The organism is Cloacibacterium normanense (assembly GCF_003860565.1).
Taxonomy (GTDB): Bacteria; Bacteroidota; Bacteroidia; order Flavobacteriales; family Weeksellaceae; genus Cloacibacterium; species Cloacibacterium normanense.
The window spans coordinates 756,911-773,292 of sequence record NZ_CP034157.1; the positions used below are offsets into that span (position 1 = coordinate 756,911).

At 33.0% G+C, this 16,382-nt stretch carries 11 protein-coding genes and 1 tRNA gene; 6 read left to right on the plus strand and 6 right to left on the minus strand.

Annotated features, from left to right (window positions below):
* Positions 1-456: 456 nt before the first annotated feature.
* On the minus strand, positions 457-1,599 hold the full coding sequence (locus tag EB819_RS03540) for a methionine aminotransferase (protein ID WP_069796885.1): 1,143 nt from the start codon (positions 1,597-1,599) through the stop codon (positions 457-459).
* Between the two features lie 438 nt (positions 1,600-2,037).
* Here EB819_RS03540 and EB819_RS03545 point away from each other — a divergent pair, with 438 nt between their 5' ends.
* Positions 2,038-3,051, plus strand: coding sequence for a M28 family metallopeptidase (locus tag EB819_RS03545; protein WP_074650917.1), 1,014 nt, complete (start codon positions 2,038-2,040; stop codon positions 3,049-3,051).
* A gap of 104 nt (positions 3,052-3,155) precedes the next feature.
* Here EB819_RS03545 and EB819_RS03550 read toward each other — a convergent pair.
* The 3 genes from EB819_RS03550 to uvrA form a co-directional block, all read right to left on the minus strand.
* Positions 3,156-3,227: transfer RNA gene (locus EB819_RS03550), tRNA-Arg, on the minus strand.
* Positions 3,228-3,775: 548 nt separating this feature from the next.
* Positions 3,776-4,735, minus strand: coding sequence for a YheT family hydrolase (locus EB819_RS03555; protein ID WP_069796883.1), 960 nt, complete (start codon positions 4,733-4,735; stop codon positions 3,776-3,778).
* Between the two features lie 4 nt (positions 4,736-4,739).
* Positions 4,740-7,523, minus strand: a complete 2,784-nt coding sequence (gene uvrA, locus EB819_RS03560; protein WP_069796881.1) for an excinuclease ABC subunit UvrA — start codon at positions 7,521-7,523, stop codon at positions 4,740-4,742.
* A 344-nt stretch (positions 7,524-7,867) separates the two neighbouring features.
* Here uvrA and EB819_RS03565 point away from each other — a divergent pair, with 344 nt between their 5' ends.
* From EB819_RS03565 to EB819_RS03585, 5 genes are all read left to right on the plus strand, one after another.
* On the plus strand, positions 7,868-9,661 hold the full coding sequence (locus tag EB819_RS03565; RefSeq protein ID WP_069796879.1) for a TonB-dependent receptor plug domain-containing protein: 1,794 nt from the start codon (positions 7,868-7,870) through the stop codon (positions 9,659-9,661).
* Positions 9,662-9,770: 109 nt separating this feature from the next.
* Positions 9,771-10,403, plus strand: a complete 633-nt coding sequence (locus EB819_RS03570) for a hypothetical protein (protein WP_069796876.1) — start codon at positions 9,771-9,773, stop codon at positions 10,401-10,403.
* Between the two features lie 72 nt (positions 10,404-10,475).
* On the plus strand, positions 10,476-11,606 hold the full coding sequence (gene dnaN, locus EB819_RS03575) for a DNA polymerase III subunit beta (RefSeq protein ID WP_069796875.1): 1,131 nt from the start codon (positions 10,476-10,478) through the stop codon (positions 11,604-11,606).
* Between the two features lie 237 nt (positions 11,607-11,843).
* Positions 11,844-14,243, plus strand: coding sequence for a phenylalanine--tRNA ligase subunit beta (pheT, locus tag EB819_RS03580; protein ID WP_069796873.1), 2,400 nt, complete (start codon positions 11,844-11,846; stop codon positions 14,241-14,243).
* 76 nt (positions 14,244-14,319) lie between these two features.
* The gene (locus EB819_RS03585; RefSeq protein ID WP_069796871.1) at positions 14,320-14,718 is read left to right on the plus strand and encodes an META domain-containing protein; all 399 of its coding nucleotides are present in this window, start codon (positions 14,320-14,322) and stop codon (positions 14,716-14,718) included.
* Between the two features lie 38 nt (positions 14,719-14,756).
* Here EB819_RS03585 and EB819_RS03590 read toward each other — a convergent pair whose 3' ends face one another.
* Both EB819_RS03590 and EB819_RS03595 read right to left on the minus strand, forming a co-directional pair.
* The gene (locus EB819_RS03590; RefSeq protein WP_069796870.1) at positions 14,757-14,999 is read right to left on the minus strand and encodes a DUF8828 family protein; all 243 of its coding nucleotides are present in this window, start codon (positions 14,997-14,999) and stop codon (positions 14,757-14,759) included.
* Between the two features lie 46 nt (positions 15,000-15,045).
* Positions 15,046-16,368: a hypothetical protein gene (locus EB819_RS03595; RefSeq protein WP_069796868.1), complete on the minus strand. Its 1,323-nt coding sequence runs from the start codon at positions 16,366-16,368 to the stop codon at positions 15,046-15,048.
* Between the last annotated feature and the right edge of the window lie 14 nt (positions 16,369-16,382).

Sequence of the window (16,382 nt, forward strand, 5' to 3'; positions counted from 1 at the left end):
AAATCCGTTTAAAACACACGCTTCATCAATTCGCTAGCGAATTCCTACTTTGCTTCCTTAAAAACATAAGAATAATAAATAATCTTTGCGTTTCAAAAATAATTTTCCCACTGAAACAGATTCCTAATCGCAAGTAAAAAACAGAACCATGTCATTCTGAACGAAGCGTAGAGTAGTGAAGAATCTCTTCATCAAGGAAAAAGTTTTTCTACACCTGCCAACCGAAAATTCGTGACCTTTCCAGAACATCTCCGATGTTCCTCAGAGCCCTCAAAAACGCTATCATTTCACCTGCTCTCCGTGAACTTTGTGATAGAAAAAAGTCTGTTTAAATGACAATTCCCATAAAGCTTCAGAGCGAATGAATTTCGCCAACTTAGCTCACTTAAAAAGCAATTCAATAATAAAAACCTTTGCGTTTAAAAATACCTCAATCTCAAAAATCTCTCATGTCTTTCAAACTAACCTTCTCAAATTTTCAGCAGCTTTCAAAATAGTTTCAGGCCTTTTACTGAAGCAGAATCTAATCACTCCCGTGTTTCTTTGGTCTTGGTAAAACGAACAAAGCGGTATCGTTGCAACATGGTACTCTTTCGTGAGCCAAATGCAGAACTCCTTATCAGGTAAATCAGAAATGTTCTCATAACTGGCAATCTGGAAATAACTTCCTTCTGATTTTTCCTTAAATGTAAAAGGCAAATCTTTAAATTGTGCTAAAAAGAAATCTCTTTTTTCCTGCAAATACTGTTGATTTTTTTCAGGATTAAAAACCTCTAAATATTTCGCCAAAGCATATTGAGCAGGAGTATTCACACTGAAACTGATGTACTGATGCACTTTTCTAAAAGCTTTGGTCAATTCTTCACAAGCCAAAACATACCCAACTTTCCAACCCGTGAGATGAAACATTTTCCCAAATGAAAAAATCGCAAAACTCCTATGTCTAAGTTCCGCATGATGAAAAATACTATAAAATTCAGCGTTATCAAAGGTAATCAAATCATACACTTCATCGGAGATAACGATAATCTCGGTGCCTTTAATGAGTTTATAGAGTTTTTCAAAATCTTCTTTTCTCCAAATTTTTCCCGTAGGATTATGTGGGGAATTGATGAGGATAGCTTTGGTTTTTTCTGTAATTGCTGCTTTTATTTTCTCAAAATCGGGTAAAAAATCTTCATTCAAAGAAACCAAAACAGGTTTTGCACCATTCATTTCAATCGAGGGAATATAGCTGTCATAAGCTGGTTCCAGCACTATCACTTCATCGCCAATTTCTAAAATCGCAGAAAGCGCGGTGTAAATTCCATAACTCGCTCCTGGTGTAATCGTAATTTCCGAAGCAGTAAAATCTATCGGATTTTTTCTGGCATGATTAAACGTGATGAGGTTCTCTATCAACGCAGGAAAACCAAAACTAGGAGCGTATTGATTAAAATTTTTATTCGTTCCTTCCGCAAGAAATTTTTTCAAAGCCTCATCGATATCATCATCAGGAAAACCTTGAGACAGATTCACCGCTCCAAATTGTTGGGCAAGTGCCGTCATTTCAGAAAAGATGGTAATTTCGGCTCCGTGATGTTTTATGGGTAATTTCATTTTGATAGTTTATTCAAAAATAATCTTTTTTCCCTTTGAAAAACCTCCTTTTTTACCAAAATCTCCATCAACTAAATCCCTCATCCTAAACTCATAACTCATAATTCATAACTCACAACTTACGCCTTCACGACTCATCAACTTTACGACTTTACACGCAACCCATATCATTTCAACAAGTCTCAGCTAAGGAACAAACAAATTTGAGTAATGTCACATAGTAGGTTATAGTATAGTTGTAGTATAGTTGAAGTATAGTAAAGGTACTGATGAAGAATGTTAATGACATATCTTCTTCATCTCAAAAGAAGGGGAGAGTCTATTATCAAATCACTAAGAAATACAGAAAAACAAAGATTAATCTTAGCTTTTGTAAGGGATTTTGGTATTTATTTCCTAAAAAAAAACTATTTTTACTTCATTAAAAATTATGATAAGATGAAATTGACAAGAATTTTTGTTCCAATAGTAGCATCACTGGTATTGTACAGTTGTGCTTCTAATAACCTATCCTACGAAGGAAAAGCTTTTAAAACCGCCTATGAATCCATCAAGGCAGATGAACTGAAGAAAAACCTAATGGTCATTGCTTCAGACGAGATGGAAGGCAGACAAACCGGCTCTGAAGGTCAAAAAAAAGCAGGCGTTTACATGATAGATTACTATAAAAACTTAGGCGTTTCTTATCCAAAAGCATTGGGAAATTATTATCAAAAAGTCCCAAAAGAAGCTCTAAAAAGCAGAAGAGGTGAGCTTCCTGATTCAGAAAACATACTGGCATTTATAGAAGGGACAGAAAAACCAGAAGAAATCATCGTGATTTCTGCACATTATGACCACGTTGGAACCAATAATGGAGTAGTGTACAATGGAGCAGATGACGACGGAAGTGGAACAGTTGCGGTAATGGAAATCGCAGATGCATTCCAACAAGCCAAGAAATCAGGAAAAGGTCCGAAACGTTCCATTCTTTTCTTACATGTAACAGGAGAAGAACACGGCTTATTGGGTTCTAAATATTATTCAGAGAATCCAGTATTTGATTTAAAGAACACTGTGGCAAACCTAAATATCGACATGATTGGTAGAAGTGATAAAGAAAACGAAGGCAAGAATTATGTCTACGTCATCGGTTCTGATATGCTTTCTACTGAATTAAAAAAAATAAATGTAGCAGCCAATAAAGCCACTCAAAATCTAGAACTCAATTATAAATATGATGATCCTAATGACCCAATGAGATTATATTACAGAAGTGACCATTATAATTTTGCGAAACACGGCATTCCTGTAGCGTTTTTCTTTGACGGAATTCACGAAGATTATCATCAACCAACAGATGATCCGGAGAAAATAGATTATACATTACTTCAAAAAAGAGCACAACTCGTTTTTGCAACCGCTTGGGAACTAGCCAATCGCAAGGAGAGAATTGTGGTAGATAAAAAGTAGTTATAGAATTGTAGAATGGGAGAGCGATAGAATTGTAGAGGTAATTTTTTAAGAATTTTTATTTTCTATGATTCCCCAATTCTACCATTCTCCCACTCAAAAAGTAGCCTCAACAGGAATCGAACCTGTATCTAAAGTTTAGGAAACTTCTATTCTATCCATTGAACTATGAGGCCAAAATATCATTCAAAAATATAAACAAATTTTCAATACCGACGGACTTTAGTCCGACATTTTTTTTGATTTTTATCAGTTGAAAATAAAAATAAAAGATTTTTTTCATTGACCTCAGTTTCGCAGGCGTTAAAAAATTGAAAATAAAATTCGTTAAAAAATTCCTGCTATTTGAAATTCGTCAGAATGACGAATGAGTTTCAGGGATTTTAGAATTTTATTTTCGATTTTAGCCGAAGAAAGTGAAGTCTTGATTTTTGGTTCTTTTCATCAAGGAAAAGAACATGTGTTAAAATGACATTAAAAGAACCCACTCTTTAGAAGCAGGTTCAGTAGATAAAGACATCTCATTTTTTTAGTTAAAGCCAAAAGAAAAGGGAAGCCGACGATGCTTCCCTTAAATTTTTATCTCAAATTTAATGATGATTTCTAGTGAATTGGATACAGAAAAATGCATAACTTTTATTTTTCTGATTTAAAATTACAAATTATTCTAAATCAATATATTAACGGAATGTTAATATTCACATGTTCTGCACATTTTTTTTGTTTATAAATATTGCTGTGCAAATTCTAATGCTCTTTTTTCAGTGTAAAAAGCATTGTTTTGATCCATAAATCCTACATGTCCACCAAAGTCAGGAATCTCTAAATGTAAGAAAGAGTTGACTAATGCTTCTTCTTTAGGAAAGCAACTTTCAGAAAGAAAACTATCATTTTTAGCATTGATAAGAAGTGTCGGAATTTTAATATTCTTTAAAAACTGCTTGGAACTGCATTTTTCATAATAATCAAAAGCATCTTTAAAACCATTAACCTTTGATGTGTAAACATCATCAAATTCCTTTAAATTTTTAATATTTTGAATTTCTGATTCAGTTAAAAATTCTGGAAATCTTTTGCACTTGATTAGTGTTTTCTTTTTTAAGGTTTTCAAGAAATTGTTAGCATACACAAGATTTCTTCTCGAGGTTAATTTGTACATAGAACCTTTCAAATCGATAGGTGTAGAAATAGCGATAATCGCTTTTATTTTCTCAGAAATGTTTCTGTTTTCACCAGCGTATTTTAAACACAAATTTCCACCAAGACTAAACCCTTTCAGAATGACTTTTTCATAGTTTTTAGAAAGCACCTTTTCTATCACTTCTTGCACATCATCTGTTCTTCCAGAATGGTAAGAATAATGAACTCTATTGCTTTCTCCGGAACAATCTCTGTGATTTACAGCACAACAATCAAAGCCGTTTTCATTGAAAATTTTGGCTGCTCCCAACATATAATGTCTTTGTGCGCTGCCTTCTAAACCATGAAATAAAATAACACAACGGTCAGTTTTTTCTTGGGCAAAACTCCAATCTAAATCCAGAAAATCGCCATCAGAAAGTTCTAGTCTTTCTCTTTGTTGAGTTACACCAGTAACTTTTCTAAACAAAGCACTGTAAATCGTAGAAAAATCTCCATTTCTGAAGATTTTTTTAGGTTGATATTCGGAAGGAAGAATAGGCATTTTATTACAATTTTTCAGCAACAAACTTCGCTGTTCTAGAGAATTTATCTTTTGCTAGATCTTCTGGAGTTCCTGCAAAGACAACTTCGCCACCGTGTTTTCCTGCATCTGGACCAATGTCTATAATATAATCAGCAGACTTAATAATATCTGGCTGATGTTCAATGACAATCACAGAATGTCCTAAACCAATTAATGCCTGAAGTGATTTCAAAAGTTTATTAATATCATGAAAATGCAATCCTGTACTTGGTTCATCGAAAACAAAAAGCGTTTTTTCTGTAGTCGAACCTTTTACCAAAAACGAAGCCAGTTTTACCCTTTGAGCTTCACCACCAGAAAGCGTAGAAGAACTTTGACCGAGTTGCAAATATCCTAAACCAACATCTTGAAGAGGTTTAAGTTTTGTCACAATTTTTTCTTCGTGGTTTTCAGAGAAAAATTCAAGTGCTTCATCTACAGTCATGTGTAAAATATCAGAAATATTTTTTTCATCATATTTTACTTCCAGAATTTCATCTTTGAAACGAGTTCCATGGCAATGTTCGCATTCCAACTCAATATCTGCCATAAACTGCATAGAAACCGTAATTACACCTTCTCCTTTGCATTCATCACATCTTCCACCATCTACGTTGAAAGAAAAATGTTTAGGTTTCAAACCTTGAACTTTTGCAGATTTTTGCTTCGCAAAAAGGTCTCTGATGTCATCGTAAGCTTTGAGATACGTTACAGGATTAGAACGAGACGATTTTCCGATTGGATTTTGGTCGATGAGTTCTATATTTTGAATCACTTTTTTAGGAAATTCCACCGAATCGTAATCGGCTTTTTTACCGCCCATTCCTAATTCAATTTGGATGGCATTCGTCAAAATTTCTTTCATTAAAGTAGATTTTCCACTTCCAGAAACTCCCGAAATTACGGTAAGAACTTCCAATGGAACATCTACATCTATGTTTTTAAGATTATTTTGTCTAGCTCCTTTTATTTTGATGAATTCTTTCGGTTTTCTTCTGGTTTTTGGAACTTCTATTTCTAATCTTCCCGTTAAATATTTCGAGGTCAAAGTATCTGCATCTTTCAATTCCTTGAAATTTCCTGCAAAAACCAATTCACCGCCTAAAAATCCAGCTTCTGGACCAATGTCTATAATATAATCCGCTGCTTTCATCACGTCTTCATCGTGTTCTACCACAATCACCGTATTTCCTAAATCACGAAGATTTTTAAGAACTTCAATTAAATTTTCGGTGTCTCTAGAATGCAGACCAATACTTGGTTCATCGAGGATATAAATACTTCCCACCAAAGAACTTCCGAGCGAAGTCGCGAGATTAATTCTCTGTGATTCACCACCAGAAAGCGTGTTAGAAGTTCTGTTTAAAGTCAAATATCCTAAACCAACTTTATTCAAAAATTCTAAACGAGTGTTGATTTCGTAGGTTAATCTTTTGGCGATTTCCGCATCATGTTGGTTGAGTTTCAGGTTTTTCATCAATGGTAACAATTCGTCCAAAGGAATTTCTACCAAAGATTGAATGTCATGACCATCAATTTTCACATATTCTGTTTCTGGACGAAGGCGTTTTCCTTCACAAGTTGGACAAAGTGTTTTTCCACGGTATCTGGAAAGCAAGACTCTGTACTGAATTTTGTACAAATTTTCTTCCAACATTTTGAAAAAGTTATCAATGCTCGGGAAGTTTTTGTTTTTATCGCCTCTCCAAAGATAATTTTTCTGCTCTTTTGTGAGTTGATGATAAGGCTTATGAATAGGGAAATCTTTTGCTTTTTTGATGAAATCTCTTTTCCATTCGCTCATGGTTTCACCACGCCAAGAAGCAACTGCATCTTCAAAAACGGATAAATTTTTATTAGGAATCACCAAATCTTCATCTATGCCGATGACTTTTCCGTAACCTTCACATTCCGGACAAGCGCCATAAGGATTATTAAAGCTAAAAAAATGAACATTGGGTTCGTTAAACGTAATGCCATCGAGTTCAAATTTATTTGAAAATTCTTTTACGTTTTCGGTTTCAATTTCTTTTAAAGAACAAGTTCCGTGACCTTCATAAAACGCCATCTGAACAGAATCTGCCAATCTTTGAAGAAAATGTTCATCATTATCATAAGAAAATCGGTCAATCACGAGATGAATTTCCATCGATTCTTCTGGAACGAAACCAAAACTTTCTAAATCTTCAATATTCGCAAGGTTTCCATTGATTTCTAATCTTGTAAAACCTGCAACTTTCAGTGTTTTTAGTTGTTCTTTGAATTTTTTGACTTCAAATAGAAGCGGCGCTCTCAGAAGAAAAGTTTTCCCTTCATTTTTTTCGATATAATCGATCACATCTGTCACCGAATCTTTTTTCACTTCGTCTCCAGAAATAGGAGAGTAGGTTCTGCCAACTCTGGCAAAAAGCAATTTCAGATAATCATAAATTTCGGTAGAAGTTCCTACAGTAGAACGAGGATTGCTAGAAATTACCTTCTGTTGAATGGCAATAGAAGGCGCTAAACCTTTGATATCATCAATTTTTGGTTTTTCTAATTTACCAAGAAACTGTCGCGCGTAAGAACTCAAAGATTCTACATAACGTCTCTGTCCTTCCGCATAAATAGTGTCAAAAGCAAGCGAAGATTTTCCGCTTCCTGAAACACCAGTAATCACGATGAGTTTGTTTTTCGGAATCAGTACATCTATGTTTTTGAGATTATTAAGATGTGCGTTTTTTACGAAAAGATGTTTTTTGATATCGATTTCTTGAGTTGTAGTCATAATGAATTGAAGAAGAGCAAAATTACGGAAAAATTACCAAATTTTGAAAGGAGAATTATGGATAAAACATGTAAACTTTAACATGAAATAATTTGAAAATTCAAAAAAAAATGCAATATTTGTAGTTCAAATTGTAATTAAAAAAAGTAATTATGAAAAAATTCATTAATCACCTAATTACACATTTGATGAAAATGAGATAGCTAGAGAATTTATCTAGTAACTATAAAGGACGCAGATATTTTTTGTGTCCTTTTTTATTGGTAAAAAATTTTAAGAATTTTAATTTTTTTACTCTAAATTTTTCATATAAATTTGGCCGATTTTTTATGAAAAATTAAAATATGAAAAAAACAATTTTAAGCGCAGCTCTGTTGGCACTTTTCGTAAGTGTTCATGCGCAAGAAAGAACAATTGATGAGGTAGAATTAACTGGTAAACTGGTGAATATGCCTTTCAAAAAATCTAATGTAAATATCACAGTTATTACAAAATCTGAAATTCAGAATAGTCCCGCTCAAAGCATTGAAGAAGTAATTGCCTATTATACGGGTGCAGATATCAGAAAACGTGGTGCAAATGGCGTTCAGACCGATATTTCTCTCAGAGGAAGTTCTTTTGAACAAGTTTTGGTTCTGGTGAATGGCGTGAGAATGAATGATGCGCAAACTGGTCACAATACCATGAATTTTCCGTTTGATTTGGCTTCTGTAGAAAAAATTGAAATCTTAAAAGGTCCTGCTGCAAGAAGATACGGACAAGGAGCTTATGCTGGTGTAGTAAATGTTGTAACTAAAGTTTCTGCAGAAAACAACCTAACAATTAATGGTGAAGTTGGGGATTTTTCTACGCATGGTTTCGGTGTTGCTGCGAATTTCGGGGGCGAAAAATTTAGAAATTTTATTCAGGTTAATAATACAGAATCAGATGGTTATCGATACAATACCGATTATAAAATTAAAAATATCTGGTATCAAAATCAATTTGATATAGAAAACGGAAAGGTAAAATTTCAAGCTGGAATTCAAGAAAAAAAGTTCGGAGCCAATGGTTTTTATGCTTCGCCAGCTTTCAAAGATCAATATGAAGAAGTGCAAACTTCTTTAGTGGCGGCTTCTCTAGAGAAAAATGTGAACGAAAATCTAGGTTTTGCAACGCGTTTGTATTGGAGAAGAACACAAGATATGTATTTATTCATCAGAAATAATCCTGCAGCGTACAGAAATATGCACATTGGGAATAATGTAGGAATTGATGCGAATGTAAATTACAAATCAGAACTCGGAATTACAGGATTGGGAGTAGATGTTAGAAAAGAATTTCTAGAAAGTAACCGATTAGGAAGCAGAGAAAGAACCGTAACCAATGCTTTTCTAGAGCATCATTTGTCGTTTTTTGATGAAAAATTAAACATTACTCCGGGAATTTCTTTCACGAGTTTTAGCAATGATAAAACCTATTTTTATCCAGGAATTGATGCAAGTTTTACCAACGGAAATTCTAAATTTTTCGGGAATTTTTCTAAAGTGAATAGAATACCTACTTACACCGATTTGTATTACGTAAGTCCTTCTGAACAAGGAAATGCGAATTTGGTTGCCGAAGAAGCATTAACAGGAGAGTTTGGTTATATTTTCAAAACCAATAAAACTTTGCTCAAAGCATCTGCGTTTTGGAGAAAATCTGATAACGCTATTGATTGGCAAAAAGCAACGCCAACTTCACCTTGGACTGCACAAAACATTGGAAAAATTGAAACCAAAGGTGTAGAATTAGAAGCAGATTATCAGTTCGCTTCATGGATTGGAACTTCTGTAGGTTATACGTATATAGATAATCAAAGATTAGCCAGCAACATTGTTTCGAGATATTCTTTAGACAATTTAAAGCATCAGTTTGTAGCGAAGTTGAGAAATAAATTCGGAAATTTTTCGAATGAATTGATTTACAGACATAATGATAGGGTTTCTCTAGGAAGTTATAATCTATTAGACAATAAATTAAACTACAATGCAAAACAGTTTAATATCTACGTTTTGGTGAATAACATTACGAATGTAAAATACACAGAAACTTCTCTGGTAGAAATGCCCGGAACGTGGTTTCATTTAGGTTTTACCTATCAATTTAAATTATAATGGTTAAATCCCGAGAAAAAATCTTTTTTCGGGATTTTTTTATAGAAAATGCCCATTAAAAAAGAAAAATTTCGTTACTTTTACCAAAGTAATAATCATTTTAAAAACCATGAAAAAACTTATTATTCTTTTCTTTTCCATCTTTTCATTGTTCTCTTATTCTCAAGAAGATTTTAAGAAAAAAATAGCGCAAGATGCTTGTAAATGCATTGGAGAAATAAAATTGGAGAAAAAATCTAAAGAAATGATGCAGATGCAATTAGGCTTGTGCTTTATAAAAGCATCAACTCCTTACAAAGATCAAATCAAAAAAGAATATGGTATTGATTTGTCAAAAGATATTTCGAATGAGTCTAAAATGGAAGAATTGGGCGAAAAATTGGGAATACTCATGGTTTCAGAATGTGCAGATACTTTTATCAATTTTGTAGACCAGTCTGGTTTTGCTGATGAATATGCTCAAGAATCTTCTACAGAAGTAAATTCAGCGGAATTTATGAATGGTGAAATCACCAAAATAGAAAAAGATACCTTCGTTATTTTTTATTTAAAAGGCGATAATGGTATTTTAACCAGATTTTATTGGATTTCTAATGTAGATTCTAATATAGAACTCGAAAAGAAATATCAAGATTTAGTAGGTAAAAAAGTAAATCTCACTTATTACTCTGCTGATATCTTTGACCATAAAATAAATGACTACAGAAAAGTCAATATTCTCTCAATGTTGAAAACTGAATAAAATTTAATGATTTTCGACTTTGTCTATTATTATCAAAATTGTATCTTTGTATACTTAATAATTTTTTAATTTATGAAATTTATAGTTGCAAGTGGCGAATTACAGAAAGCTCTTAACGTGGTAAGTGGTGTAATTTCTAGTTCGCAGTCAAGACCCATTTTAGAAAATTTTCTTTTTGAATTAGAAAATGAAATTCTAAAAATAACTGCTTCTGATGGCGAAACCACACTTATTACTTCTCTTGCTGTAAAATCTGATGATCAAGGCAAAATTGCTGTTCCTGCAAAAATTTTTCAAGATTTAATTAAAACTTTTGGAGACCAACCGCTTACTTTTTCAGTGAAAGATTCTGAGTCTGGTGAAGGTGGTCTTTTAGAAATTTTAGACGAGAAAGACAATTACGAAGTAGCGCTAGATAATGCAGAAGATTATCCAGAATTACCAGAATTTGATGCGTCACAAAAAGTTACGCTAGCTTCTGGAGTTCTTGCAGATGCGCTAAGCAATACCTTGTTTGCAACAAGCAACGATTCTCTAAGACCTGTGATGACGGGAGTTCTTTTCCAATTTACAGAAAAAGAAACCAATTTCGTGTCTACGGATTCTCACAGATTAGTGGTGTATAAAAGAACAGATGTTACCAATAAAGAAGCGGTAGAATTTATCATGCCGAAGAAACCTTTGTCTATTTTCAAAAATATTTTGTCAAATTCTAATGACGAAGTTACCATCGAGTTTAATGAAAATATGGCGAAATTCACTTTCGGAGAAAATATTTGGATTTGTAGACTAATAGACGGGAAATATCCTAATTATTCTGCAGTAATTCCTAAAGAAAATCCGAATGTTTTGACGGTAAACAGAAACTTATTGTTAAGTTCTATCAGAAGAGCAAGTATTTTATCAAACAAATCTACTAACCAAGTTAGATTTAAGCTTTCTGGTAATGTGTTACATCTTCATGCAGAAGATACAGAATACGCAAACAAAGCAGATATGAATATTCCTTGTGATTATAAAGGTGAAGACATCAACATTGGTTTCAGTTCTAAATTTTTAACAGAAATGTTATCTGTTTTAGGTTCAGAAGATATCACGATGAAAATGTCTCAACCAAACCGTCCAGGAATTGTAGAGCCAGTTGACGGTCTAGATGAAAACGAACACATCTTAATGCTTTCTATGCCAGTAATTGGAATGTAATATTTTTACAAGAGCCAAGTAAAAAGGCAAAAGTAAAAAGTTAAAATATCAATAGAGTCGTCCGAAATTTCGAGACGACTTTTTTATTGAATTATAATTTGGCTTTAGATGAAACCTAATTTGCAATTCTAAAATTTCCTAATCTCTCAAAAAATCACGATATTTGCAAACTTATAAAAGTTATTTGTTTTTTGATATCTCAAATCTCAAATCTCAAATCTCAAATCTTTTTAAAAAATGAAAATCTCAAACAATTGGTTAAAAGACTTTATCAAAACAGATTTAGCAACAGATAAAATTGGTGCTTTTCTTACCGATATTGGTCTTGAAGTAGAAGGAATAGAAAAATTTGAATCTGTAAAAGGCAGTTTAGAAGGAATCGTAGTAGGTAAAGTTTTGACTTGCGAACAACATCCTAATGCAGATAAACTCAAAAAAACTACTGTAGATATTGGTGGTGGCCAAATTTTAGAAATTGTTTGTGGCGCTCCTAATGTTGCTGCTGGTCAAACCGTTCCTGTTGCTGTAATTGGTACTAAAATCTATGCAAAAGACGGCAGTGCTTTCGAAATGAAAGAAGTAAAAATTCGTGGAGAAAAATCTCAAGGAATGATTTGTGCAGAAGATGAGTTAGGACTTTCAGACGATCACGGCGGAATTATGGTTCTAGACGAAGAAATCTACCAAGTAGGAGAACCTTTTGCAAAATATTTTAATTTAACCAATGATGAGGTTTACGAAATCGGCTTAACACCAAACAGAACAGACGCGATGTCTCACTATGGTGTAGCAAGAGATTTACATGCTTTTCTTTCAACCAATGGTTTAAAATCTGAATTCGAAAAAGTTTCTACAGCTTTAGTGAGTGCTGAAAGAGAACATGGTTTTGAACTGGAAGTAGAAGATGAAGCATTATGCCCAAGATATATTGGTGCTGTAATCGAAAATGTAAAAATTTCAGAATCTCCAGAATGGTTGAAAGACAGATTAAAAGCCATCGGACTTTCGCCAATTAATAATGTAGTAGACATTACCAATTATATTTTACATGGTTTTGGTCAGCCACTTCATGCTTTTGATGCAGATAAAATTGCTGGTAAAAAAGTAAAAGTAGGCGTAAATGATGCAGGAACTAAGTTTGTAACTCTTGATGGAGTAGAAAGAACGCTTAATGGTTCAGAAATCATGATTAAAGACGGAAACAACAAGCCAATGTGTATTGGTGGGGTTTTCGGAGGAAATGATAGTGGCGTTTCTGAATCTACAACCACAATTTTCTTAGAGTCTGCATATTTCAATCCAGTAGCGATTAGAAAAGCGGCTAAAGCTCATGGTTTAAATACAGATGCTTCTTTCCGTTTCGAACGTGGAGTAGACCCTAACAATACCAGAACTACAATTACTCATGCCATCAAAATGATTGAAGAAATCTCAGGTGGTAAAAAAGTAGGAAATCTTTTAGAATTTTATCCTAAAAAAATAGAAGACACTAAAGTTATTTTTAGATACTCTCAACTCGATAAAATTTTAGGAATTAAAATTCACAGAGAAAAAGTAAAAGAAATTTTAAAATCTCTAGAAATTTCTGTTCTTAATGACATTCCAGACGGTTTAGAATTGTCGGTTCCGGCTTACAGAGCAGATGTGACCAGAGAAATAGACGTGATAGAAGAAATTCTTAGAATTTACGGATATAATAAAGTAGATGCGCCTCAAAAAATAGCATTTACTCCAGTTAAACTAAGTGTAAATGACCAAGATGAACTAGAAAATTCTTGGGCAAGAACGCTTCAGAGCAATGGTTTCAATGAAGTGATGAACAATTCATTAACCAGCGTAAAAGACGAAACCAATGCTGTAAAACTCTTAAATCCTTTGAGTGGAGATTTAGCTTTTATGAGAAAATCTTTATTAGAAGGGCTTTTAGGAAATGCAGTTTACAATATCAACCGTAAAAATCCAGACATCAAATTCTTCGAATTGGGTAAAATTTATCACAAGTTCGAGAAATATGAGGAAAGAAAACAATTAGCATTGCTTACAACTGGTAGAACGTATGCAGAAAACTGGTTGATGCCAAAATCTGCCTCTGATTTTTACATGCTAAAAGCTTATGTGAAAGTACTTCTTGACCGATTAAATCTAGTTACAGAAGAAAAATCTTTAGAAGATGAAAGATTCGGTGATGCTTTAGAAATTACAGCAAATGGAAAAACTATTGCCAGATTAGGAAAAGTATCTCCTAAACTATTGAAAGAGTTTGATATAGACCAAGATTGCTTCTATGCAGAGATAGAATTAGAAACTTGTCAAGCGCTTAGAAAAACAGATAATTTCAAATTCGTAGATATTCCGAAATTCAACAAAATTAGAAGAGATTTAGCGCTATTGGTTGATAAAAATGTTTATTATGCAGATTTATATGCTTCGGCGAGAAAAAATAAATCTAAATTCTTGAAAAACATCAATCTATTTGATGTTTACGAAGGCAAAAACTTACCAGAAGGCAAGAAATCTTACGCGATGAGTTTCGAGTTGTTAAACGAGGAAAAAACCTTAGAAGACAAAGAAATTACAGAAGTGATGAACTCGCTGATTAAGAATTTCCAAAAAGAATTCAACGCAGAATTAAGATAATTTAGTAAAAATTTAAGTCGAGATGAGAATAGAAATCTCGACTTTTTTCTTACATTTGAATAATAAATATCTTCATATGAAAAAAATATTTTGGGCACTTTTGATTTCTACAACTGTGATTTCGTGTGCTACAATTTCTAAAATTGGTTCTAAACAAGAATCTGTAGCCAATACAAAATGGACTTTGGTAGATAATAATTTTTCAGGAGCGAAAGCACCTACTTTAGTGATAGAAGGAAAGAGAATTACAGGAAACGGAGGTTGCAATAACTATTTTTCTGATGTGGTGATTACCGCTTCAACTGGAACTTTTGATGTGGGAAATATCGGAGCTACTAAAATGGCTTGTGATAATATGATGACGGAGCAAAGTTATTTCACAGTGTTAGAACAAGTGAATAAATATGTAGTCAATGAAGGTTATTTAGAACTTTATAAAGATAATTTATTGCTATTGAAATTTAAGAAACAATAAAAAAATCCTCGAAAATTATTTCGAGGATTTTTTATGATTTAGTCTTCATCTTCTTCGTCATCATACTTAGCTAACTCTTCGTCGCACCATTTGAATGCTTGTTCTACTACTTGAGTAGCTTCGTTAGCGATGGTTTCTTCGTCGTCACCTTCTAGATCATCTAACCATTCTACCTCTTCTTCTTCTACGTTTAGGATGAATCTTGGGTATTCTGTGTGTACTACAAATAAATCTTCTGGAAATTCAGAATTATCTGCCATTAAAAATTTAGGGAGTTTCATATTTTTAGAATTTTAATTTCTTAAGTACAAAGTTAATGAAATTTATTTATTGAAATTTGTTTTTGTTCATTTTCACTTTAGATTCTATCTTAAATTTTGTTAAAACTTCTTTTTTCAAAGAATCTTCAGGCTTTTCGGTGATGTAAACTCTTGGGTTGATGGTACTGATGATTTCAGAAATTTTAGAACTGCTGAAATTTTCGTCTTTAATGGGGCGGTAATAGTAAATTTTACTGTCCATAAGATTTTCTTTAACCAAAAATTCCTTCATTAGTTTTCTGTTTTCCAAATAATTACCTCTGGAAAGCCAACTGAACACGAAACCTGTCATTAAACTTAAAAAAGCGATGGCAAAAACCAATTTTCCGAAAATTTGATGAAGTTTTTTGAAATAAATCAGCCATATTCCGAAAGTAAACGGCGCCAATAAACGATAATCTAAAGCATCTGTTTGATAAAAATATTGAATCAAAAACGAACAAATGATCCCGAAAACCGATAAGAAAACCATCATTTTTTCTGTTGCCGAAAGTTTATTTTTGATGAAAATAAAGGTAAAAAATGTGATATTCAAAAAGCCAATTCCGAGAATTCCTACATTCAGAATTCCACCATTAGGATTGAGAATATGTATGAAAGGATTGAAACTCGTTCCTATGGCTAAAAAGAACTCTTTTACGAGCAATGAAGTGGGTTTTAAGCCAATTTCTAAAAATTTATTGACGTAATTTTGGTTAAAAACATCAATAAAGAAGAATTTATAACCTGCAACAAAAGCCAATCCGATAATACTCGAAATGATGTAAATTTTTGCGAAACTTTTCTTGTAATTCAACACTCCGAAAGCAAATAATCCACCAATGAAAAACAAACCGCTATAACGAATGTTAAACAGCAAAATAACGGATAGACTCAATAAGAAAACGCTCAGAATTTTAGAATATTTCTCTAATAAAACATTTCTTGCCACATAGAAAAATACAAATAAAAAGGGCAGAAATAATGTTTCGCTAAGTGTAGCTGCAAACAAGGAAATCATAGAGAATAAAGCCCCAACTAAAAGACTTTCTCTCCAATAAAATTTCTTTTTCCTAGCGAAAAACACCATGAAAAGGTAACACAATATTCCCACAATTTTACTTGACCAAAATTCATCTGTAAACACAGTGAAAACCTTTATGAATAAAGGATAAAGCAGTGGAGCAGTAGTATTGTCGATTTCTGGAAAAACGTGCGCTTGTCTCATAAAACGGATAGAATCTGGCGTGACTCTTCCTTTTTCGTTGAGCAAAAAACGCAATACAATCATCACCAAAGTAATGATGAATACTGAGATTTTTAAATATTGTTCTTGAGTTCGGTTTCGCATAATAAAGTACTTCT